This is a genomic window from Paenibacillus glufosinatiresistens (genome assembly GCF_031470375.1).
GTDB lineage: Bacteria > Bacillota > Bacilli > Paenibacillales > Paenibacillaceae > Paenibacillus_AQ > Paenibacillus_AQ glufosinatiresistens.
The window spans coordinates 1-20,459 of sequence record NZ_JAVFHT010000024.1 but is presented as its reverse complement, the minus strand read 5'-3'; the positions used below and the strand labels follow the sequence as shown (position 1 = coordinate 20,459).

General features: G+C 53.5%; 20 protein-coding genes and 5 tRNA genes. 3 read left to right on the top strand and 22 right to left on the bottom strand.

Translation table 11 applies throughout. From position 1 onward, the window contains the following. Positions 1–63: 63 nt before the first annotated feature. Positions 64–309, bottom strand: coding sequence for a post-transcriptional regulator (locus tag RBI05_RS17700; RefSeq protein WP_310552018.1), 246 nt, complete (start codon positions 307–309; stop codon positions 64–66). Positions 310–542: 233 nt separating this feature from the next. Here RBI05_RS17700 and spoVB point away from each other — a divergent pair, with 233 nt between their 5' ends. Continuing rightward, complete coding sequence (gene spoVB, locus RBI05_RS17695; protein ID WP_408638347.1) at positions 543–2,081, top strand: stage V sporulation protein B; 1,539 nt, start codon at positions 543–545, stop codon at positions 2,079–2,081. A gap of 1 nt (position 2,082) precedes the next feature. Here spoVB and RBI05_RS17690 read toward each other — a convergent pair whose 3' ends face one another. Continuing rightward, positions 2,083–2,841: a DUF421 domain-containing protein gene (locus RBI05_RS17690; protein WP_150457020.1), complete on the bottom strand. Its 759-nt coding sequence runs from the start codon at positions 2,839–2,841 to the stop codon at positions 2,083–2,085. A gap of 227 nt (positions 2,842–3,068) precedes the next feature. Here RBI05_RS17690 and RBI05_RS17685 point away from each other — a divergent pair, with 227 nt between their 5' ends. Together RBI05_RS17685 and RBI05_RS17680 are read left to right on the top strand one after the other, a co-directional pair. After that, positions 3,069–3,461: a TIGR04086 family membrane protein gene (locus tag RBI05_RS17685; RefSeq protein ID WP_150457021.1), complete on the top strand. Its 393-nt coding sequence runs from the start codon at positions 3,069–3,071 to the stop codon at positions 3,459–3,461. A gap of 82 nt (positions 3,462–3,543) precedes the next feature. Continuing rightward, the gene (locus RBI05_RS17680) at positions 3,544–4,407 is read left to right on the top strand and encodes a phosphatase PAP2 family protein (protein WP_310552016.1); all 864 of its coding nucleotides are present in this window, start codon (positions 3,544–3,546) and stop codon (positions 4,405–4,407) included. 1 nt (position 4,408) lies between these two features. On the opposite strand, the gene RBI05_RS17675 is transcribed toward RBI05_RS17680, so the two are convergent. The 20 genes from RBI05_RS17675 to RBI05_RS17585 form a co-directional block, all read right to left on the bottom strand. Further along, a complete protein-coding gene (locus RBI05_RS17675; RefSeq protein WP_310552015.1) occupies positions 4,409–5,623 on the bottom strand; it encodes a S8 family serine peptidase in 1,215 nt (404 codons plus the stop codon). A gap of 2 nt (positions 5,624–5,625) precedes the next feature. Continuing rightward, positions 5,626–5,922 carry a hypothetical protein gene (locus tag RBI05_RS17670; protein WP_310552014.1) on the bottom strand — a complete coding sequence of 99 codons (297 nt, stop codon included), beginning with the start codon at positions 5,920–5,922 and terminating at the stop codon, positions 5,626–5,628. A gap of 20 nt (positions 5,923–5,942) precedes the next feature. Next, positions 5,943–7,088: a TIGR04066 family peptide maturation system protein gene (locus RBI05_RS17665; protein WP_310552013.1), complete on the bottom strand. Its 1,146-nt coding sequence runs from the start codon at positions 7,086–7,088 to the stop codon at positions 5,943–5,945. Between the two features lie 14 nt (positions 7,089–7,102). Further along, positions 7,103–8,533: a Cys-rich peptide radical SAM maturase CcpM gene (ccpM, locus tag RBI05_RS17660; RefSeq protein WP_310552033.1), complete on the bottom strand. Its 1,431-nt coding sequence runs from the start codon at positions 8,531–8,533 to the stop codon at positions 7,103–7,105. A gap of 87 nt (positions 8,534–8,620) precedes the next feature. Then, a complete protein-coding gene (locus tag RBI05_RS19320; RefSeq protein WP_408638345.1) occupies positions 8,621–8,818 on the bottom strand; it encodes a CLI_3235 family bacteriocin precursor in 198 nt (65 codons plus the stop codon). Positions 8,819–8,889: 71 nt separating this feature from the next. Beyond that, positions 8,890–10,653 carry an ABC transporter ATP-binding protein gene (locus tag RBI05_RS17655; RefSeq protein WP_310552012.1) on the bottom strand — a complete coding sequence of 588 codons (1,764 nt, stop codon included), beginning with the start codon at positions 10,651–10,653 and terminating at the stop codon, positions 8,890–8,892. A 305-nt stretch (positions 10,654–10,958) separates the two neighbouring features. Further along, positions 10,959–11,261: a preprotein translocase subunit YajC gene (gene yajC / locus RBI05_RS17650; RefSeq protein ID WP_310552011.1), complete on the bottom strand. Its 303-nt coding sequence runs from the start codon at positions 11,259–11,261 to the stop codon at positions 10,959–10,961. Between the two features lie 43 nt (positions 11,262–11,304). After that, positions 11,305–12,441, bottom strand: a complete 1,137-nt coding sequence (gene tgt, locus RBI05_RS17645; RefSeq protein WP_310552010.1) for a tRNA guanosine(34) transglycosylase Tgt — start codon at positions 12,439–12,441, stop codon at positions 11,305–11,307. Positions 12,442–12,472: 31 nt separating this feature from the next. Beyond that, complete coding sequence (gene queA / locus RBI05_RS17640) at positions 12,473–13,501, bottom strand: tRNA preQ1(34) S-adenosylmethionine ribosyltransferase-isomerase QueA (RefSeq protein ID WP_310552009.1); 1,029 nt, start codon at positions 13,499–13,501, stop codon at positions 12,473–12,475. Between the two features lie 8 nt (positions 13,502–13,509). Then, positions 13,510–15,600 carry a SpoIID/LytB domain-containing protein gene (locus tag RBI05_RS17635; protein WP_310552008.1) on the bottom strand — a complete coding sequence of 697 codons (2,091 nt, stop codon included), beginning with the start codon at positions 15,598–15,600 and terminating at the stop codon, positions 13,510–13,512. Positions 15,601–15,629: 29 nt separating this feature from the next. Next, a complete protein-coding gene (ruvB, locus tag RBI05_RS17630; RefSeq protein ID WP_150457060.1) occupies positions 15,630–16,649 on the bottom strand; it encodes a Holliday junction branch migration DNA helicase RuvB in 1,020 nt (339 codons plus the stop codon). A gap of 45 nt (positions 16,650–16,694) precedes the next feature. Further along, positions 16,695–17,309 carry a Holliday junction branch migration protein RuvA gene (gene ruvA, locus RBI05_RS17625; RefSeq protein WP_150457026.1) on the bottom strand — a complete coding sequence of 205 codons (615 nt, stop codon included), beginning with the start codon at positions 17,307–17,309 and terminating at the stop codon, positions 16,695–16,697. Beyond that, a complete protein-coding gene (gene ruvC, locus RBI05_RS17620; RefSeq protein ID WP_150457027.1) occupies positions 17,306–17,809 on the bottom strand; it encodes a crossover junction endodeoxyribonuclease RuvC in 504 nt (167 codons plus the stop codon). Before ruvC ends, ruvA begins: the two co-directional genes overlap by 4 nt. Before the next feature lie 184 nt (positions 17,810–17,993). Beyond that, positions 17,994–18,758: a BofC C-terminal domain-containing protein gene (locus tag RBI05_RS17615; protein ID WP_310552007.1), complete on the bottom strand. Its 765-nt coding sequence runs from the start codon at positions 18,756–18,758 to the stop codon at positions 17,994–17,996. A gap of 64 nt (positions 18,759–18,822) precedes the next feature. After that, entirely contained in the window at positions 18,823–19,713 is an 891-nt protein-coding gene (rbsK, locus tag RBI05_RS17610; protein ID WP_310552006.1) for a ribokinase, read from the bottom strand. A 94-nt stretch (positions 19,714–19,807) separates the two neighbouring features. Next, positions 19,808–19,884 (bottom strand) — tRNA-Arg (locus RBI05_RS17605). Positions 19,885–19,888: 4 nt separating this feature from the next. Beyond that, positions 19,889–19,963 (bottom strand) — tRNA-Gly (locus RBI05_RS17600). Positions 19,964–19,988: 25 nt separating this feature from the next. Further along, positions 19,989–20,065: transfer RNA gene (locus RBI05_RS17595), tRNA-Asp, on the bottom strand. Positions 20,066–20,145: 80 nt separating this feature from the next. Beyond that, positions 20,146–20,219: transfer RNA gene (locus RBI05_RS17590), tRNA-Met, on the bottom strand. A gap of 11 nt (positions 20,220–20,230) precedes the next feature. Then, positions 20,231–20,302, bottom strand: a tRNA-Glu gene (locus RBI05_RS17585). Positions 20,303–20,459 lie beyond the last annotated feature (157 nt).

The following is a 20,459-nucleotide window of genomic DNA, read 5'->3' as shown; positions in this document are numbered from 1 at the left end:
ACCCTTCTACTTTACGCCTTGGTGAAGCCGTTTGCAAAATGAAAATTTGACCTTGCTGCCGTTTTACAGCCCTTTATAGGCCGATATTGTCAAATAGTTCATATACGCATTCGCTTTGAGGGAATAGATATCGTTAACGACCCGGTATAGCGGCGGCGTCCCCTCCTTCGCGTAGTTGCGGCTGACGTATTCCCAAATGTCCCGGGCGTTCACATATTCGTATCCCAGCAGCCGGAACTCCTCGGCTTTGCTGCGGCACATGTCCTCCAACTCTCGGCTGAGCTCCTCGTGTTCGCGTCCCGGTTCCATGTGTCCCTAGCCTCCCTTGTCCAGATGCATTAACTGTGCGTGATTCCATTATTACATTCGACCTCTTCACGGGGTATCCTGCCTGAATCCCGCAAATTTGTCGTACATGCCGGTCATGTCCGCCCGAGTTCGGCGCATATCATACAGAAGACCTGTCGGGCTGCCGTTCATTACCAGCGGAAGAGGGATGCCTTTTGAAGAAATCGCATAAACAGAGTTTTATCCAGGGAACCATGATCCTGCTTGCCGCTGGCCTGATCAACCGCATGCTGGGATTTATCCCGAGAATCGTTCTGCCCCGGGTCATCGGAACCGAAGGAGTAGGACTGTATCAGCTTGGGTATCCGTTTTTTCTGGTTCTAGTGACCGTCATTACCGGAGGGCTGCCCCTGGCCGTCGCCAAAATGGTAGCCGAAGCGGAGAGCGGCAATCACCCGGAACGCACCAAATCCGTACTCCGTACCGCCCTTGGACTCAGCTTCGGGCTGGGCGTGTTCTTTACCTTGGTATCCTTTCTCGCGGCGTCCTGGGTCTCCACGTCCATCCTGACCGACGGGCGGGTCTACTACACCTTCATTGCCATGTCGCCCATGATTGCCATTGTGTCGATTTCGGCGGTCTACCGGGGCTACTTCCAGGGAAAGCAGAATATGATTCCGTCGGCGCTGTCGTCTGTACTGGAGACCGTTGCCCGCATTGTCTTCATGCTATGGCTGTCGCTCGCTCTTCTTCCCAAAGGAATCGAATATGCGGCTGCAGGAGCCATGCTCGGCGTGACAGCCGGTGAAATTGCCGGGATGCTCGTGCTGCTCGTTCAGTACTTCAGAAGCGCCCCGGGAGAAGCTACTCCCAAAGAACCGGCAGACACGCCAAAAGCATCCGCTGGAGAAAATCCCTCTCCCCGGACGCTTCGCCGCCTTCTTCGCATCTCGGTGCCGGTAACCGCGGGAAGACTCGTAGGTTCGTTCTCCTACCTGCTGGAATCCATCGTTACAGCCCGAAGCTTGGCTCTGGCAGGAGTGGCCACTTCGGTTGCGACCGCCCAGTACGGAGCGCTCCAGGGCATGGTTATTCCCCTGCTGCTGCTTCCGAGCGCCTTGACCAGTTCACTAGCCGTTTCTCTGGTCCCTTCCCTCTCGGAGGCTACCGCCCGGGGAGACCACCGAACCGTCCACAAGCGCATGCATCAGGCCCTTCGTCTGGCCTTGGTCACGGGCGCTCCGTTCGCGGTAATTATGTATGTGCTGGCCGAGCCGCTCTGCCGGCTGCTCTACGGCAGTGCTGAGACCGCGCCCATGCTGCGGCTGATGGCGCCATTCGCCGTCCTGCTCTACGTCCAGGCTCCTCTGCAAGCCGCGCTGCAGGCTCTGGACCGGCCCGGCCGCGCCTTGATGAATACCCTGATCGGCGCGGTCGTGAAAATTGTGCTCATCTTTCTGCTCGCCTCCCGTCCGGAGTACGGGATCACCGGGGCCATTCTCGCCATCATTGTCAACAGCGTACTGGTCACGCTTCTTCACGGCGCAAGCGTCGTCTCGCTGCTGTCGCTCAAGCTGCGCCTGAGCGATCTCTTGCGCATCGCGGCAGCCATGGTCATCATGGCTGCCGGCATGACGTACATGTCTTCGCATTTCGCCCTTCCCGGACCTGAAGCTGTCCGGTTTCTGATCCCGGCCGTCGCCGGAGGCGCGCTTTATATCGGCATTGCCCTGTTATCGGGCCTGCTCTCCCCCCGCGATCTGGGCCGGCTGCCGCGGCCCAGACGCCGCTAGCTTAACGGGACCGGCTGTGATCGACATACAGATGTCCCTTATGGTCGATCGAACACAGAAAGACATCGCGGAAATCCTGCGCTCCCTTTTGCCGAATCTGCCGTCTTAGCCAGAACCGGGTTTTACCGATCAATTCCAGATTATCATCCTCTACTTTGCCGTCCATGATCAGCGGGATGGGCAGTCCCTCATACCGGATTCGCCCCTTCACCTCGTGGGTGAGGCGGGCCGGAGCCATGCCCGATTTGGAAGCCCCTTCCGCATTCTTGCCGCTGTTGCCTGCTTGATTGGACGAAGACAAGCTTCCGTTCTTCTCAATCACCGTAAGCTGCCCGGTTGTCTCCAGAATGGCGAACTCGACATCTGCAGGACTGGAAACGTTCTGGCCGCGCAGCTGCAGAAGCAGGTCGTCCAGGTTGTACCGCTGTCTCCGCATCTCCTTCTTCTGAATTTTGCCGTCGGCGATCAGAATGCTGGGACGGCCGTCCATGAACAGGCGCAGTCTTCGGCTCTTCAGGCTGATGAGGGCGAGCAGGACCTGGGTCAGTACGAGCGTTGCCATGGGAACAAGCCCTTCATACAAGGGACGACTGGGGTCCTCGATAACAAAGATGGCAATTTCCGCAATCAGAATGGAGATGGTCAGGTCGAACACCGACAGCTTGCCGATCTCGCGCTTCCCCATAATGCGCATGCTCAGGAGAATCAAGGAATACATCAGCAAGGTCAGTAACACAAGGGCTCCGAGGTGCCGAAACATAGTTGCTTCGCTCTCCTTTGTTCCGCCGGCTTCTCACAAGCCTCGCGCATTCAAATGTGGATGGGAATCTCCCTTTATTCTGGCCTGGCCCTGCCGCAGGCATTCCGAAGCTTCCGTATCAATTCCTGGCAATCTTTCGCTCTCCGCGCTCTGGGGTTGTACTAATGGGGCAAGCTGCCCCATAGAATGAAGATGAACGATGGTGAGTCGATAAAGGAGGAAAGCCTATGTATATGCTGCGCCGTCTTTTCTCATGGAAGATTGGAAATCCTGTTCTATCCGGTCTTTGCCGGTCCTTTACCTGGATGCTGCTTGGCGCTCTGGTTCTGTCCCTGTTGCTGTGGAGCAGCGGATTGAGTGAACAGGACCTCTCCGTCTATACGTATGTGGTCCATGCCGTGGCCGCTATGCTTGGGGGCTGGAGAGCAGGGAACCGAACCGATCGCAAAGGCTGGTATCAGGGGAGCCTGACCGGGCTAATTTATGGCGTGTTGATTCTGTTGATCGGATTCCTTGCGCTGGACAGCAAGCTGGTTCCGCTGGATGCCCTGCTGGTTGCCGCAGCCGGCGGAATCGGAGCGCTTGGCGGAATGTTCGGTGTGAATTTTCAGAAAGCCTAAGTTAATCTGCGAAAAATCGAAACCGACTCCTGGAAATTGTGGTACACTGTCCTCATCTGCTGTTTTGGCTATCAAGGAGGCTTTGATCCCTTTGCTGTACCATTCCATGAATACTGTAGTAATCTTCACCGTAGTCTGCGTCATCCTGCTGATCTGGCTGGCCACCCTTCGCAATCCGTTTCTGGCACTGGTTCAGATGGGCCGGGAAATGCTTCATTCCTACAAATTCCTGGTCCTGTTCGTCTGTATGTTCGGCGTGCTGGTTCTGAACAAATATGAATTGCAGTTTGAGACAAAGATGAACCTTTCGGCGGATTACACCGGATTGTTTTTCGGTTTTGAGGGACATTTCGTCCGTCATTTCCAGGACCTTTTTTATGCCTCCTGGCTGACACCCGTCATCGTCTTTTTCTATGTCTTTATGCTCCAATCCGTACTTGCAGCCTCAATCGGCGTCTACCTCAATAACAAGAACCGGTTGATGGTCTATGCGACCTGCTATGCGGTCATCATTATCTATACAATCGCCATTCCGTTCTTCCTGTTCTTCCCGGTCAATGAGGCCTGGTCTTACGCTCCGGCCGGGGTCCGCTTCCTGATGCTGGACGTATTCCCCAATTTCGAGCAGGAATACCGGGCGCTGTCTGGATTGAATAATTGCTTTCCCAGTCTGCACACGGCAATCTCAATGACGATGGCCCTGCTGGCCTGGCGTTCAGGCAACCGCCGCTGGATCGCCATTACTACCGTGACCGCTGCGGTGATTATCTTCGGGATCTTTTACCTGGGCATTCACTGGCTAATGGATATGCTGGGCGGTACTGTGCTGGCAGTTACTGCTTCCTCTCTGGCCATGAAGCTCGCCAAGGTGACGCTCCAGAGCAAGGACTTTCAAGTCCAGCGCAAGGCGCTGAAATCCCGCAGACCCTATTCTTATGAAGAATAGATTAGTCCGTCAGGATTCCAAGCAAATGCCGGTATATCTTCTTCATTCCGCCCTTAACAGGTCTTCCGTTGATTCGGACGGGAACTGCGCTTAAATCGACGACGACATCATAGTCATAAGAGGACAGCGGTCCGGAAGACAGCCTGTTGTCATACAGGATGAGATCGCATCCGTACTTTTTGACCAACAATTGAAAATAACGGCCAGGATCGGTTCCCGGCGGCAAATACTCCGCACTCGAGTATCCTTGTTGCGGGTAAGGGGTTACCCATTTTGCGAAATACCCGTCGTCACAGAACAACTCGCCTAGTTGCCCGATCCACTCGGTGTCCCGGGCTCCCACTATGGATAGAACCGGTATTTCGCAGCTGCCTTGGCATTCCCCTTCGTTCATCCATCGAGTCAATTGCTCCACGTACAATGGCTCATCCCAGATCTTCTTCTCCCTTGGAGCTGCTGATTTCACACTCATCCAATCCCGATTTACACATAGAAAGGGATTATATGCTTTCGGAACGCTCTCTTCTGCACGGTCGTGAAGCTCCTTCTTCACTTCTTCGACTCGATAATGCGGATTCTCACCGATCATGTGATACACCAGACCGCTTATATACGGAGCCGCGAAACTGTTATAGTTCTGCGTCTCTATCTTCTTCCCGCCTCGATCAATCAGCGTATGCTCTCCGCTTGTCCTCACTTCCTGTCCATCCATCGGATAAGGATCGAATTGATAGGTCGAGGCCGGGAGCTTAGCGCTTTTTACGCCGATCACATTAGTCAGACTGGCAGGCATAGTAAAAAGCTGATTATTATGGCCGGCGGCAATAACAATCAACCCTTTGGCGGTTACTTCATTAATACAGCGAGTAATAGGTTCAAAATCTCTGTAACAGGTGCTTCCGAGGCTCAGGTTCGCAATTCGGATGTCATGTTCCGCGCACCAGTATAAGGCCGCGATTAATTGATTGACCGAACCTGTCGGATCGCTTCCGGCCTGCAAGATTTTAATACTCGATAGCCTGGCAGACGGCGCATACAAATTTATTATCCCTGCACACACTGTACCGTGGCTCAGAACCGGAGGATCTCCCTTGGCCCTTTCGATAACGCGGCAGCCTTTCGCAGTCACCTCTTTGTTGAATGTAAGAGGTCCCATAGACAATAGCTCCGCGTTCACACCATCGTCGATGATACATAGATTCACCTGCTCCGGCATGATCAGACGCTCTTGGCTTCTAACTCTCTCACGAGTATGGAGGCAATCTGCCGGATGGTGCAAAAACGCCCCGAAACAATATCTTCTTCCGGAATGGCAATGCCAAAGCGTTGTTCAATTTCGAAATAGAGCATGAGCAAATGTCTGGCTCGGAACTGCGTTTTGGAGTCCAGAAAGTTCTGGTCGTACTTATCGGACCACTCACTCGTATTTATACGCAGCTTGTTGTTAATCAAATCCTCGACCGTCTGTGCGATGGTCTCAAGGCTCTTATCCTGTCTCTGGCTGGCAATCCCCATCCTGATCTTCCTCCTGTTAATTAAAATTGCACGGCCATCTCGGCCTCTGACAACTTATCGACGATCAGCCCGGCAAGACGTTCTTCGTCGCCTTCTTCCATCAGATTAATGACCGGAATAGGGGATTGCGCTGAGCACTCTTCAACCGTCTTCTTCAAATATTCCGGATTTATTGTAAGTGTGCTGATGCAATCCGGTTTGGAATTGGTCATCTCCACCCAGTCGATTTGCCGGTTGGAAAGATGAAGCGCATCGACTTCAAGTCCGAGCTTGTACTTGGTCGATTGCAGAAGCTCATTGATAAAATCAGCATTGTATTTCTCATGGAACAAACTCAACACGACGGCATCGGGCACCACCGCCTGAAATACTTCATAGGCCGTAATCCCGAAATCATTAATGATTTTGTTGTTATATCTCATGAACCCGCCAGGCACAGCAACCATAATGAGATCCGGCTGCTCCTTCGCTTCAATCTCTTTGATATAGCGGTTGAAGCACAGCACCTTGTCGGTCTCGCTCATCGCAGACTTCATAAAGGAAGGAAAGGAGTGGAATCCAAGGAATTCGCAATAGGAACGCGAACCTATCACGCTAATTTTGTATCCCAGCTTTTCAAAACTGGCTTTGAGAGCCAATTGAAGCTGAAACTTTCCGGTGTGTTCCGCCAAACCGATCACTGCCAGAATCGGGGTTCTAGAATCCATGATGTCTTTTCGCTCTTCCTGTCTCATCTGCGCGATATAATCGGCAACCGGTTCCTGTTCCGGTCCATGGACATAGCTTCTGAACATAACCTCGTTCTCATCGCACTTGATTCGGATTTCCTCCAGCTTCTCACCGAGCGGAAGCAAGGTCACAATCTTCTTCTTAGCCGCAATGGCTGCGAGAATCTTCGGATAGATCATCTCTTCGAAATGATACCGATTGTCAGCGTCGGCAAAAATGACGGCATCGACCTCCCCCAGTACCCCCTCGAAATCCTGTTCGACCTCCAGATTCAAGGGTTCCCCACCGTCCGCATAACCTGCATCCCGTTCACACAGGCCCCAGCCTGGCAATGAACAGAGTCGAATGGACGCATATCTGTCAACAAAGCTCTTCTGTCTCAGTAAAGGAGTGAATTGCAGATCATAGGGAAATACTAATACTCTGTCCTTATTCAAGTCTTCTCGCTCCTTTAAAATCCGGTTCTCATCTGAATCATATCTTTGGTAAATCCGCATTCTTTCAGCGTGCAGACATCCCTTAGCATTTCATCCACATTGAATCGAACATCCTGGCAGGCTTTTTGCTTTGTCTCTTTGCTCAATTTGGTGCCATCATCAGATAAGGAAGCACAAATACGGCAATTGCGGAAGGCAAAGCAATCCTTGCAGCTCTCTTCGGTTAACTTTCCGACATTCAGCAGTTCCTCCACTTTATCCAGGTAGAAACCGTCTTCAATCGTTCCAATTCTCATAATATCCGAGGTTTCGCTGACTCTCTCGCAAGGATAAAGGTTGCCGTCTGCACTCATGAACAAGCGGATCTGTCCCGGAACACAAGGTCCTGCATGATGGTCTTCCTGAGCCATCGGTGCGACATTACGATGCGAATTGCTGATGTAGTCAAAATGTTCCCGGTAGGCAGCGCGAATCAATTGCGAGTTATTGGCGGCCGACACTTTTCCCAGCATAAACAATAAAAATCTAAACTTGCTGTATTCCCACTGCCCTACAAAGTCTTCGCTGAATTGCAGTTGTTCATCTTCCCGGTATACATTGGAGATAAAGCTTCCGAGAACCGCCGATTCACTAAAAAACTCGTCTTGATCCGCTATAAACTCGTCCAGGCAATTAAACTGTGCAGCGGGATCAATTACCATGGAGAAGGAGAGATTTCTTTTGATTTCCGGGTACTTGTCCACAATCCGTTGGATATTTCGGTAGACTGTGTTAAAAGTACCGCAACCGTTGGACGCAAAGGTCCGGTTCTTATCGTGGATTTCCTGAGGGCCGTCCAGGCTCACCGTTATTCTCAGCTTATAGCCCAGCAATCGTTGAACATTGGTCTCGTTCAGCAAACTTCCGTTTGTTGTTAAGCTGAAAGTAACGCTTTTCCCTTCGGCTGCTTCGATTGCGTAATCCATGCATTTTGTAATCAAGTCAATCTCCAGCAGCGGCTCGCCGCCGTAGAAACCGATGTCGATTTCCTTGGAATCCTTGGAGTGGGCGATCAGAAAATCTATGCCGCTCAGTGCAGTAGCCAAATCCATTCTTTTGTTGCTGTGCGTCCGGTTAACATAAGAACCTGAATATACACAATAATTGCATCTAAAATTACAGTTTTGCGTAACCTGCAGAATAATCTTCCGCAAATTGTAACCTAGAATTTCCTCAAGCATTCCACTGTTGATATGAACAATTTTCTCGACACGGTTACTGGACAGAAACCCTTCCTTTTTGAGCCTTCCAACCTTGGGAAGCTCGTCCGCACGTGCAGGATCAGGATCATTTAAAGCTTTGTAGGTCTCTTCATCTATATTAATAATTTTATTTGTGTTCACATCAAAAAAATAAAAACGGTTCATATTCTCAAACGAATAGATGAGCGGTTTATCGGATTCCATCGCCACAGTTCTATCTCCTTTGCTTACATTTAGATAGCACCAGGGCCGTATGAACATAATTCTTCATCGACCCCAGTGTTGGTCTGATTATCTGACTTGAGCGGTTGCCGTAGGCGTATAGTTCTGAGCAATACTGTTGGAAGTTACCTTGGTATCGCTCCAGTGAATCCAATCCCATCCCGAACAACTGCAGGTCGGACAATAACAGGCGCAGGACATGCTGCAGTCTGCATAGGCCTCAATAGTTTGGGTATGCGAAAAGTTCTTTTTGTGAAGCTTTTTCATTCGTTTTTCCTCCCTTCTTCTTAATGAAATGCAAGGTATATAAATTCCTGGGATGATCCCGGGAAGATATATCAACTGATTAATTCCGCTGAATACTCCAGCTCGTGCTCATACAATTTTCGATAAGTGGCGTTCTCTCCCAGCAAACTGCGATGGGTACCTTGTCCCACCAATCTTCCTGCCTCAATAACCAGAATCTGGTCGGCGTCTATGATGCTGGAGAGCCTGTGTGCGATGACCACTACCGTATGATTGGAAGCGATCTGTTGGATTAAATCTTTAACCGACTGCTGGGTTTCGTTATCCAGAGCAGACGTGGCTTCATCGAACAAAATGATTTTGGATTTCTTCAGCATCGCTCTTGCGATTGCGACCCGCTGTCGCTGTCCGCCGGATAAATTCGCCCCATTCTCTTCAATGATCGTGTTGTAACCATCGGGCAGATTGGTGATGTAATTATGAATATTGATCTTCTGGCATATCGCGATCATTTCTTCTTCCGTAGCGTCGGCATTGGCTACCCGCATATTCTCCGAGAACGAAGAATTAAAGAGATAGGGAGATTGATGGACAATGGAGATATGCCTTCTCACTACAGCTTCGGAGTAGTCATTGAGATTAACGCCATCCACTTGAATCTCCCCTTCATCCACTCCGTAGAAATGTAGGAGCAGATTCATCAGAGTGGATTTGCCGCTGCCGCTGCTGCCTACGATTGCCGTTATCGAGTTGCTTGGAATGGAGAAATTCAAATGATGCAGAATTTTCCTTTGATCTTCGTAGCCGAAGGAAACATTCCGAAATGCGATGGCTCCCTTTTCAATAGGACTGTTGATCGGTCCGAATCGCTCTTTCTGCATTCCGAAGTCATCGAGCAGGTCAAAAATTCGCTCCAGCGAAGTCATTGCTCTCTGGAAAGTACTGCTGACTTGTGTCAAGTTCATCAGCGAAGATGTTAGCTGACCGGAATAGGATAGGAAGGCGATGAAGTATGGAATCTGAAGCTTGCCTTTTGCAATCAGATAGCCAGCCAACGCAATAATGGCAATTTGAGAAACAAAAGAAATGACTTGAGACAATGATCTGGCCATTGTGCTGATTACATTTATGGTGATGTTCTTGGTTCGAAGGTTCAGCCCCAACCTACGGAATTGATAGAGGGTATTGGGAATGATCCCCAGACTCTTGATTTCCTTGACCCCAGCAATGGATTGCTGAAGATTTCCAAAGTAGTGGTCATTGCACTTCGCCAGTTCCTGACTCTGCAGACGTACTTTTTTGCCTGAATACGTGAATATGAAGAGGGTGAGAGGAAAACTTGCGATTACTATTAGAGATAAAAGAGGGCTGATCCGAAACACGGCAAAGCTCATAATCAGTACTTTAAGAATATCAATCACAGTATTTATGAACTGATTGGTGAGGATATCGGCTACAATGGCCGTATCTCCCTGGAGACGGGAAATCAACTCCCCAACCTTCATGCGATCGAACAATTTCACGGGTAGCTCAATGATCTTCTGGAACATATCATTCTTCAGATCATAGATGATGTACTCGCTTAAGGAGGAGAATAAATAGGATTGAAGAAAACTGAGACTCGCCACACCGAGTTCCACCACAAAAAGATAGATCAACATATGGCCAAGCTGATTCAGATTCTTCGTGAAGAGAAACCCGATAGCTTTCCCGATCAACCACGGCTGAACAATCTGCAGAGCCAACGAGGCGCCAATGCACAGAAAGGTTGCCGTTACTTTAATCTTGTAGGCGGTTAGATAGGCCAGACATCGTTTAAGCAACCCGAGATCCTTTTTTACAAAAAGACCATTCATCGTAGAATACCTCGTCATCACGGAATATGGTTATCGTTTCAATATTTGTACTTTTTTTCACTACATGGGATAGTATAAAACTCGCCGAATTATTTGTAAACATTTTTTTCCTTTAATTCAAATTAAATTATATTAATTCCTATATTTAAAAGATTATCTTGGTTACTTTTGATCATATAAATATTTACTGATTTTTCCTAAAAACAATTCAAAACTTCAAGTTCTGTTCATTCCATGCCGTAAAACGCAAAAAAACCAGCCCAGAATAAATTCTGAGCTGGCTGGAACTTGTCCGTTATTAGAAGTTAGTTGCTCTCCGTAATCGAGTGGCTGATAGACCCCCGGTCAAAGGTAAGCTTCGTCACATCATTAACCTTCAAAATCACGATATCGTCGGTAATTTCTACGATCGTGCCGTGCAAGCCGCCGATGGTCACCACCTTATCGCCTTTGGACAGCGCCTTCAGCATAGCGTTGCGGTTCTTGGTCTTCTTCTGCTGCGGACGAATCAGCAAGAAATAGAAGACCACGAACATCAGAACAAACGGCAGGATCAATCCATAGATCGAACTGCTGCCCCCCGTAGGTGTACTCGCATATTGGAACATCATTTTCCCCCCTTTCTACAGATAAACCGACAACACGAAAATATCAAAAACCTTTCGGATTATCATTTAACCCGTATTGCGCAAAAAACTCATCGCGGAAATCCAGAAGCCGGTCTTCCATAATCGCCTGGCGCACCTGGCGCATCAAATTCAACAGGAAATGAAGGTTGTGATAGGTCGTAAGCCGCAGTCCGAACGTCTCGTCCGCCTTAATCAGATGGCGCAGGTAGGCGCGCGAATAGTTGCGGCATGTATAGCAGTCGCACTCCGGATCAAGCGGCCCGAAATCACGGGCATATTGAGCATTGCGGACAACCAGTCTTCCCTGGCTCGTCATTGTGGTACCGTTACGGGCAATCCGGGTCGGGAGCACGCAATCGAACATGTCTACCCCGCGGATAGCGCCTTCAAGAAGCGCATCCGGCGAACCTACGCCCATCAAATAACGCGGCTTGTTCCCGGGAAGAAGCGGCACGGTATAATCCAGAACTTCATACATCAATTCCTTCGATTCCCCTACGCTCAGTCCACCAATAGCATACCCCGGGAAATCCATGGAAGTCAAATCTGCTGCGCTCTGACGGCGAAGGTCTTCGTACATACCGCCTTGTACAATTGCGAACAGCCCCTGGTCTTCCTTCCGGCCGTGGGCATTCAGACAGCGCTCGGCCCAGCGGGACGTCCGCTCGGTTGATTTCTTCACGTACTCATACTCCGCCGGATACGGCGGACATTCATCGAACGCCATCATGATATCGGAACCCAGCGCGTTCTGAATCTCCATGGCCACTTCCGGAGAGAGGAACAGCTTGTCTCCGTTCAAATGGGAACGGAAATGAACGCCTTCTTCCGAAATCTTGCGCATTTCAGCGAGCGAGAATACCTGAAAGCCGCCGCTGTCCGTCAGAATCGGACGGTCCCAATTCATGAACTTGTGCAAGCCTCCGGCTTCGCGCACAATCTCATGCCCCGGGCGCAGGAAGAGGTGATAGGTATTGCTCAGAATGATGTGGGCATCCATCGCCTTCAGTTCCTCGGGACTCATGGTCTTGACGGTCGCCTGTGTGCCCACCGGCATGAAGCAAGGCGTCTCGATCACGCCGTGGGGGGTGTGAACCCGGCCCAGCCGGGCGCCGGACTGCTTGCAGGTCTTGATGTGTTCATAAGTAATTGCTGCCATATTTTCGTCAACCATCCTCTAGCTCTTAAGCTTAATAAATGAACATTGCATCGCCGAAACTGAAGAACCGGTACTTCATCTCAACCGCTTCCCGATAGGCGGACAGAACGGATTCGCGTCCCGCCAGCGCGCTGACCAGCATGACCAGCGTTGATTTCGGCAGATGGAAGTTAGTAATCAGCGCATCGACCAGTTTGAACTCATACCCCGGATAGATGAAGATGTCGGTCCAGCCGCTGCAAGCTTCCAGCGGATTCTTCCCAAAGCGGGTGCCCACCGTCTCCAGCGTCCGGCAGGAGGTAGTGCCTACAGCAACAATACGTCGGCCCTCGGCTCTCGCTTGGTTCAGCACCTCCGCCGTTTCCGGGGACAGGCTGTAATACTCGGCATGCATGACATGCTCTTCAACCGTCTCCGCCGACATCGGCCGGAATGTTCCCAGCCCTACATGAAGCGTGATATAAGCAAGGGTCACTCCCTTGGCATCAATCTGTTTCAGCAGCTCTTCCGTAAAATGAAGACCCGCCGTCGGCGCCGCCGCCGATCCTTCATGACGGGCATAGACCGTCTGATAACGTTCACGGTCGTCCAATTTCTCTTTGATATAAGGAGGCAGCGGCATCGTTCCCAACCGGTCCAGAATCTCCTGGAAAATCCCTGAGTACCGGAACCGGATGGTCCGCCCGCCCATTTCGCCTTCCTCCTCGACTACCGCGCTCAGTTCGTCGCCGAACACAATAACCGAGCCCGTCTTGAGCTTCTTGCCCGGTTTCACGAGCGCCTCCCAGCGGTCCTCGCCCAGATTCTGAAGCAGCAGCACTTCCGCCTTGGCGCCCGTGTCTTCCTTCACGCCGAACAAGCGGGCCGGAATGACCCGCGTATCGTTCAGCACCAGCGTATCGCCGGGCTGAAGCCGATCGACAATATCCGTAAAGACCCCGTGCTCCGTCTTGCCGGTCGACTTGTCCAGCATCAGCAGATGGGAGGCGCTGCGCTCCTTGAGCGGGGTCTGCGCAATCAGCGACTCCGGCAAATCAAAATCATACAAATCCACTTTCATCTGTATCTTCATTCCTTAACTATCGTGACATTGTGAAAATAATGCTGCAAAATATCCCGGTACGTCCGGCCTTCATCCGCCATACCCTTCACGCCCCATTGGGACATGCCCAGGCCATGGCCGTTACCCCAGCCGATAAAATAGAACCCCGGCGATTTCTCGACGACACGGGCCTCGCCCCCGCCGTTCAAGATGACCGTTCCGTTGCCACCGCCCGTCGTCAGCCCGGAAGCCGACAATACGCCTTGGGCTGGGGAGCTTCCGGCCGTAACCGTCTTGCCATCGGCGCCTAGTACAGTATAACTGGCCGCCGGCACAATATCAAACCGTGTACTCGGCAGTCCGCCGAGCGCCGAGCGGAACAAATCGGGGTACTTCACTTCGACCACGGTTCCGTTGGCCTTGAGCTGAACGACCCGACCGGAAGGCCCGCGTCCGGTCACCTGAAGGTTCGTAATGGAGGACGGCAGCGTGCTGCCCGTCTTCCCGCTAAGGCTCTTGAGAATTTCGGCTGACGTATACGGTCCCTTGATCCAGCTGTAGCTGCCGGATTCCAGCGTCTGGTTCAGCACCACCGCCGTCTCCCCGGCATTCATCTTGCCTACGGGGGATACTCCGCTCTGAACGACAGGGAGCGGCCGCACATTGACATCATTCACCGTTGCCGTAAGCTTGGCCAAGCCCCCCGCTGTCTTCGTGCCGGTCAGCTTCACATTGTCTTCCCGCACGTATCCGGACGCTCCGCTCGGGAGCAGTACATAGTACCACTTCTTGGCGGTGGCCGAAGCCGCAGCGTCACCCGAGCTGTCCACGCTCGCAAATACCGAACCGCTGCCGCTGCCCCATACCTCCGACGGGTCGGCAGTAACGCCGCCGGCATTGGAGGAGAAGACCGTCTCCACCACTTTGCCGCCGCTCATCAGCACTTCGCCGGCTGTGGCATCTACCGCCTTGATGATCGAGGCCGATTCCGCTCCGATTCCGTTATAGACCTGGCTCAGCGTCGTGTCTACCACATTGGCGATGTCGAACCGGTTGCCCTGTGCCAGAGCATAGCTCCGGGCTGCTACCGCCTGTGCCTTGAGCGCTTCTTCCGGCCAGCTTGCCGACACCTCTCCACCTACAACGGCATAGAGATACTGCTCCAGCGGAACTTCGTTAACGACCGCCAGCGATCCGTTCATACTGCTTAGCTCTATATCTCCGCGGTATGTCCGTTTGGAGCGCTCGGCCAGCTGGATACCGGCTTCGTTGCCGGCCGCGGCAAAGGCCGCTCCACTGCCCGAGATCTGGTAGTGTGGAAGCTGCACTTCGCTGCTCCAGTCACCTCCGCTGTCGGTTCTCACCAGAATTCCGCTGCCGGAATTGACGAGCGGCAGCTGGGCGAACGCTTGCTGAAGCAGCGTTTTGGCTGCCGCGAGGTCGGCTTCATTGGCCGCTTCGCCGACCCATACCTCATAACGGGCGGCACCGTCGCCGGGCACTGCTGCCGTCCAGGCATCCAGTCCCGACGCAGCCAGGGTCAGGCGGGCCGCATCGGCTTCCGCCAGAGTCGGATAGCTGCCGGCCGACAAATGCTTGCCGCCGCGGACGGCCGGCGTCTGTCCGCCCGGAAGCGAGATTCCGGATGCGGCAACACGGGACGCGCCATCCTTGGCGGCCGCTTCGCTGGCGTAAGGCCCGGTGTACAGCTGATAGACCGTCCCGCCGTTCTTGGCGCTGCGGAACAGCTGCGGCTTATCGCTTGTCCCCTGCAGGATCTTCGCCGCAGCCGCAGCTTCGGACCAACTCGCCGTCTCCAGGACTTTGACCCGGTAGGTATCCAGGCTGATTCGCACTTTCGCAGTGGCGGCCACCGGGAGAAGCGCCGCTCCGCCTCCCGCTTCGGCCAGATTCCAGCCCTGTGCGGACTGGAGCGTCACGAAGGGCGTCGTCGATTTATATTTGCTGCCAAGATCGGCATATAAGGCTACCCGAATGTCGGCGCCGGCCGCCAGACTTGTCCCGGCCGACGGGATTAAGATTCCCGCCGTTACCGCCAGACCGAGCAGCAGTGTTCCGGCGCGTCTTATGCCGCGTTTTCTGCGTCCTGCTTCCATCCTTTGTCCTCCTTATGGTCAATCCGTTATTAACGGCCGGAAGAGCCGTTCTGCTCCGGCATGGGAAGTCCCAAATGCTGATAGGCTGCCGGAGTGACGATCCTTCCTCTCGGCGTACGCTGAAGAAATCCGATCTGCAGCAGATAAGGCTCGTAGACGTCTTCAATGGTCTGGCTTTCTTCGCCGATGGTCGCAGCTATGGTATCCAATCCGACGGGACCGCCCCGGAAGCTCGTTATCATTGAATACAGCATCTTGTGGTCAATGCTGTCCAGGCCCCTAGGATCAACCTGAAGCATCTTAAGCGCTTCGCCCGCCACTTCCGGCGTAATAATGCCGTCGCCCCGTACCTGTGCGTAGTCCCGCACCCGCTTCAGGAGCCGGTTGGCGATACGGGGAGTCCCCCGCGAGCGCAGCGCCAGCTCGTCGGCAGCGTCTCCGACCATCTCGACGCCGAGAATATCGGCGCCCCGGGAAATAATGTAACTGAGCTCATCCACGGAATAGAATTCCAGGCGGCTGACCACGCCAAAGCGGTCGCGCAGAGGAGCGGACAGCAGTCCCGCCCGTGTCGTCGCGCCTACCAGCGTGAACGGCGGCAGGTCCAGCCGGACCGAACGGGCGCTCGGCCCTTTGCCGATCATAATATCGAGCGCAAAATCCTCCATCGCCGGGTACAGCACCTCTTCCACCGTTCGGTGAAGCCGGTGAATCTCGTCGATGAAGAGCACATCGCCCTCCTGCAGATTCGTCAGCAGCGCAGCGAGATCGCCGGGCCGCTCGATCGCCGGACCCGACGTGGTCCGGAGATTGACGCCAAGCTCGTTGGCGATGATGTTCGCCAGCGTTGTTTTGCCAAGACCCGGGGGGCCGTACAGCAGCACATGATCGAGCGCTTCCTTGCGCATCTTGGCCGCTTCAATGTAAATCTTCAGGTTCTCCTTGACCTGGTTCTGTCCGATATATTCAGCCAGATAGCGGGGACGCAGACTGAGTTCCACCGCCTGGTCTTCCATCATCAAATTCGCGGATATGATCCGGTCCTCCATCATTCATCGCTCCACTTCCTATGAAATCGCCGCCGGTCCGGCGAACTACTTCGCCACATACAGCAGCTTGAGCGCCTTCTTCATCAGAACATCGACCGAACCCGCGTCTTCCCCGCTCTTCTTCAGCGTCAACCATACGCGGTCCAGCTCGCTCTCCGTATAGCCCAGAGCCCGCAGGCCGTCCTTGGCTTCCTGCCATGGCTCGGCATTGCCGGCTTCCGGTTCCGCCGCGAACAATCCCGTCTGCATTGTAATACCGCTTAGACCGTCCAGCTTGTCCTTCAGGTCGAGAATCATCCGCTGGGCCGTCTTCTTGCCGATGCCGGGCAGCTTCGTCAGGAACGTCACATTCTCCTGATAGATCGCCGAGATCACATGATCCGGCGTTCCGCCGCCCAGGATGCCCAGTGCCACCCGCGGACCGATCCCCGACACCTCGATCAGCTTGCGGAACAGCCGCTGCTCTTCGCGCGTCGGGAAGCCGAACAGCAGAATCGCGTCCTCCCGCACATGATGGTGTGTATAGACGGTCACCGGGCCTTCCTTCTTGGCGAACGCAAAAGGATTAGGGCAGAAGACCCGGTAGCCGACGCCCTGCACCTCGATCACTACGTATTCGGATTCCAGATGTTCAACCGTTCCCCGCAAAAAATCAATCATCGTCCCAATACCTCATTTATCTTCGAATTCAGCGTGTAAGAGTGCGCGTGGCAGACCGCCACCGCCAAGGCGTCCGCTACGTCGTCAGGCTTCGGGATCTGGCTGAGCTTCAGGAACATGCGCACCATCTCCTGGACCTGTTTCTTCTCGGCCTTTCCGTATCCGACAATCGCCTGCTTCACCTGCATCGGCGTATACTCGGACAGCGGCAGTCCCCGCTGCACCGCAGCCAGCACCAGCACGCCCCGAGCCTGCGCCACCGGAAGAGCCGTCGTCACGTTGCGGCTGAAATACAGCTTCTCCATCGCCACCGCATCCGGCTTGTACCGGTCAATCAGTTGGATCATGCCGTCATAGACATGCGACAGGCGCTCCGCCTCCGGCGTATGCGCCTCTGTCTGAATGCAGCCGTACTGAACCGGCGTCAGCTTGCTGCCGTTCTTATCCACAAAACCGAAACCGACAATGGCCAGTCCCGGATCAATTCCCAAAATACGCATGGATGTACTCTCCTCTGTCGGCATACGTCCCACAAGCGAACATATGTATTCCTTTCACTCATTATAGCAAAAATCCACCCGAGCGGGTGGATAAACTTTCGAATTCTGCCCGCCGCTTCCGTTCCGGACACAGCAAAAAAGCCGTGCGATAGACACGGCTGTTCGCCTTCTGCGTCACTGCGCTTCAATCTCTCCGCAGACCGGGCTGCCCATACAGCGCCTGTTCCGACCCGTCCCGGGCGTAATCGCTGAAGGTCGACAATACGCTCCGGTATTCATCCGCATCCTGAATGCGAATCCCTTCTCTCAGTTGCCTCCACATTTCTTCCGGCAGCGAAGATTTGAGCGCCCCTTGATCGATTTCGTAAAACGTCCGCAGCGCCCTGTCCCGGCGCGGCGGCCCTTGGAACAGAGTCAGCCGCCCCAGCGCATCAATGCCGATATAAGCATTGTTCTTGCAGCCCGGCGACAGGTCATCGATCCGCTTTTCCAGCCATACATCTCCGTCTTCAGACAACCGGGGACTCCAGTCGGAATGCCGCTCCATCAGCAGCAGAACGAATTTCGAATCAAGCAGCCCGGGCTCTGTCCGGATTTCTTCACCGTTTGCGTACACCGTCCGGTAGTGCACACGCCGCTTCGCGGCGGCATCGTCTCCGATTACTTGTCTGATTTCTTCATAGACCTTGGCATCAGGGCCGCCGGACTCGTCCGCAGGAGGCAGAGCTTCCTGCAGGAAGACAGCGGCAGCGGGGCCATTCTCCATGAGAGAAGCTTCCGGCAGACGGCGCGTCTCCAGCAGACTCGTCATGCGTTCCGGGATCCAGGCTCCGGGCCCGGCAAAGAGAAGAATCGAAGCGCAGGCGCAGCAGGCTCCCACCCAGGGAGCACTTTTCCACCGTTTCCAACGGCGCCAGAGCTGTTTTTTCAGGCTAAAAGCGTGGAACATGAACATCCCTTCATTCTGCTTTTTCCTAAATTGTGCCCTGCCGCTGACAAAATATGCGTATCTTCTACCCTTTCAGCAACTGTTCCACCTCTTCCCGGACCGGCATGCCGCCTTGTGCTCCCAGTTGTTGAACAGACAGAGCAGCGGCAGCATTCGCGAACCTCAAAGCTTCCTTGATCGGCTGGCCTTCGCTTAACGCCGCCCCGAGCGCTCCCACGAAGGTATCTCCCGCTCCAGTCGTATCTATAGCTTCAACTTTATAGGATGGGATGCGGACAACCGCGTCCTTCTCCCAGTAGACTGCGCCCTGCTCGCCCAAGGTTACAATCATCTGCCCGGGGTTAGCCTTTAGCACGTCCTCCAAATTCTGCTCCGGGAACCAGACATGGAGTTCATGTTCATTCGGAATGACCCACGTGGCCTTCAGCAGCGTTTCCGGAGCCAGCCCTCCGGCGGGCGCCGGGTTTAGAATCGTCTTCACTCCGCAGGTGCGGCAGCAGTCCAGTACCGAATCAATGGCATCGGCAGGAATCTCATTTTGAATGAGCACTACATCCGATTCCTTCAGGCGCACGGCAGCCCGTTTCACCAAATCCGGATTTACCAGCGCGTTCGCTCCTTGGATCACCACAATACTGTTGTCGCCGTCCGCCTCGGATAACGTAATGTGCGCAGTCCCGCTCCCGCAAGCATCGGTATCCTCCAGCCATGAGACATCGACACCCTGCGAGAGGAGATTGCGGCGAATCATTTCGCCGTAGCCGTCCTTGCCTATGCATCCCACAAAAAAGGTCTCAGCGCCAAGCCTGGCTGCTGCCACCGCCTGATTCGCCCCTTTGCCTCCGGGCGACAAATACAACCGGCTGCCGATTACTGTCTCACCGGCTGCCGGACGCTTATGGACATGCACCGTCAAATCCATCGCCGCACTGCCTACAACCGTTACCTTACCCATTGCAGAACCTCCTCCTTGTACATCGGATTTGCCGGAATAACAAAAAAGTGCTCCGCTCCTTATAGGAGCTGGAACACTGGTTGAATGATTAAAATGGCGCGCCCTGAGAGATTCGAACTCCCGACCTTTTGATTCGTAGTCAAACGCTCTATCCAGCTGAGCTAAGGGCGCAAAATGGAGCGGACGACGGGAATCGAACCCGCGACCCTCGCCTTGGCAAGGCGATGCTCTACCGCTGAGCCACGTCCGCTTACTGCTATGGGGTTGTACTTAAATGGCGGAACCGACGGGATTCGAACCCGCGATCTCCTGCGTGACAGGCAGGCATGTTAGGCCTCTACACCACGGTTCCAAGAGGCAAAGGTGTTTCTAGTATCCCCGGAAAGGAATCGGAATACGCTGCAAAGCATACCTTCACTTTGGGGAAATAAATTGCGGGGGCAGGATTTGAACCTGCGGCCTTCGGGTTATGAGCCCGACGAGCTACCGAGCTGCTCCACCCCGCGTCGTTAGCAAATGACCCGTAGGGGATTCGAACCCCTGTTACCTCCGTGAAAGGGAGGTGTCTTAACCCCTTGACCAACGGGCCATATCATTTGAACAACAAAAAATATAATATCACATAATCCGATATAAAGCAAGTGTAAAATTGAAATCCGGCAGAATGATAGGATGAACAAAAAACCACCGCCGAAAGATCGGCAGTGGTTATCTGTGCTTGGCGGCGTCCTACTCTCCCAGGACCC

Bases quoted from the DNA above. Each gene is read 5' to 3' on its own strand.
- ruvB (WP_150457060.1), bottom strand. From the start codon at position 16,649: ATGGAGGACCGGATCATATCCGCGAATTTGATGATGGAAGACCAGGCG.
- RBI05_RS17670 (WP_310552014.1), bottom strand. From the start codon at position 5,922: ATGGGGATTGCCAGCCAGAGACAGGATAAGAGCCTTGAGACCATCGCA.
- RBI05_RS17700 (WP_310552018.1), bottom strand. From the start codon at position 309: ATGGAACCGGGACGCGAACACGAGGAGCTCAGCCGAGAGTTGGAGGAC.
- spoVB (WP_408638347.1), top strand. From the start codon at position 543: ATGATCCTGCTTGCCGCTGGCCTGATCAACCGCATGCTGGGATTTATC.
- tgt (WP_310552010.1), bottom strand. From the start codon at position 12,441: ATGGCAGCAATTACTTATGAACACATCAAGACCTGCAAGCAGTCCGGC.
- ruvA (WP_150457026.1), bottom strand. From the start codon at position 17,309: ATGATTGATTTTTTGCGGGGAACGGTTGAACATCTGGAATCCGAATAC.
- RBI05_RS17690 (WP_150457020.1), bottom strand. From the start codon at position 2,841: ATGTTTCGGCACCTCGGAGCCCTTGTGTTACTGACCTTGCTGATGTAT.
- yajC (WP_310552011.1), bottom strand. From the start codon at position 11,261: ATGTTCCAATATGCGAGTACACCTACGGGGGGCAGCAGTTCGATCTAT.
- ruvC (WP_150457027.1), bottom strand. From the start codon at position 17,809: ATGCGTATTTTGGGAATTGATCCGGGACTGGCCATTGTCGGTTTCGGT.
- ccpM (WP_310552033.1), bottom strand. From the start codon at position 8,533: ATGGAATCCGATAAACCGCTCATCTATTCGTTTGAGAATATGAACCGT.
- RBI05_RS17635 (WP_310552008.1), bottom strand. From the start codon at position 15,600: ATGGAAGCAGGACGCAGAAAACGCGGCATAAGACGCGCCGGAACACTG.
- RBI05_RS17685 (WP_150457021.1), top strand. From the start codon at position 3,069: ATGTATATGCTGCGCCGTCTTTTCTCATGGAAGATTGGAAATCCTGTT.
- queA (WP_310552009.1), bottom strand. From the start codon at position 13,501: ATGAAAGTGGATTTGTATGATTTTGATTTGCCGGAGTCGCTGATTGCG.
- RBI05_RS17615 (WP_310552007.1), bottom strand. From the start codon at position 18,758: ATGTTCCACGCTTTTAGCCTGAAAAAACAGCTCTGGCGCCGTTGGAAA.
- RBI05_RS17675 (WP_310552015.1), bottom strand. From the start codon at position 5,623: ATGCCGGAGCAGGTGAATCTATGTATCATCGACGATGGTGTGAACGCG.
- rbsK (WP_310552006.1), bottom strand. From the start codon at position 19,713: ATGGGTAAGGTAACGGTTGTAGGCAGTGCGGCGATGGATTTGACGGTG.
- RBI05_RS17655 (WP_310552012.1), bottom strand. From the start codon at position 10,653: ATGAATGGTCTTTTTGTAAAAAAGGATCTCGGGTTGCTTAAACGATGT.
- RBI05_RS19320 (WP_408638345.1), bottom strand. From the start codon at position 8,818: ATGAAAAAGCTTCACAAAAAGAACTTTTCGCATACCCAAACTATTGAG.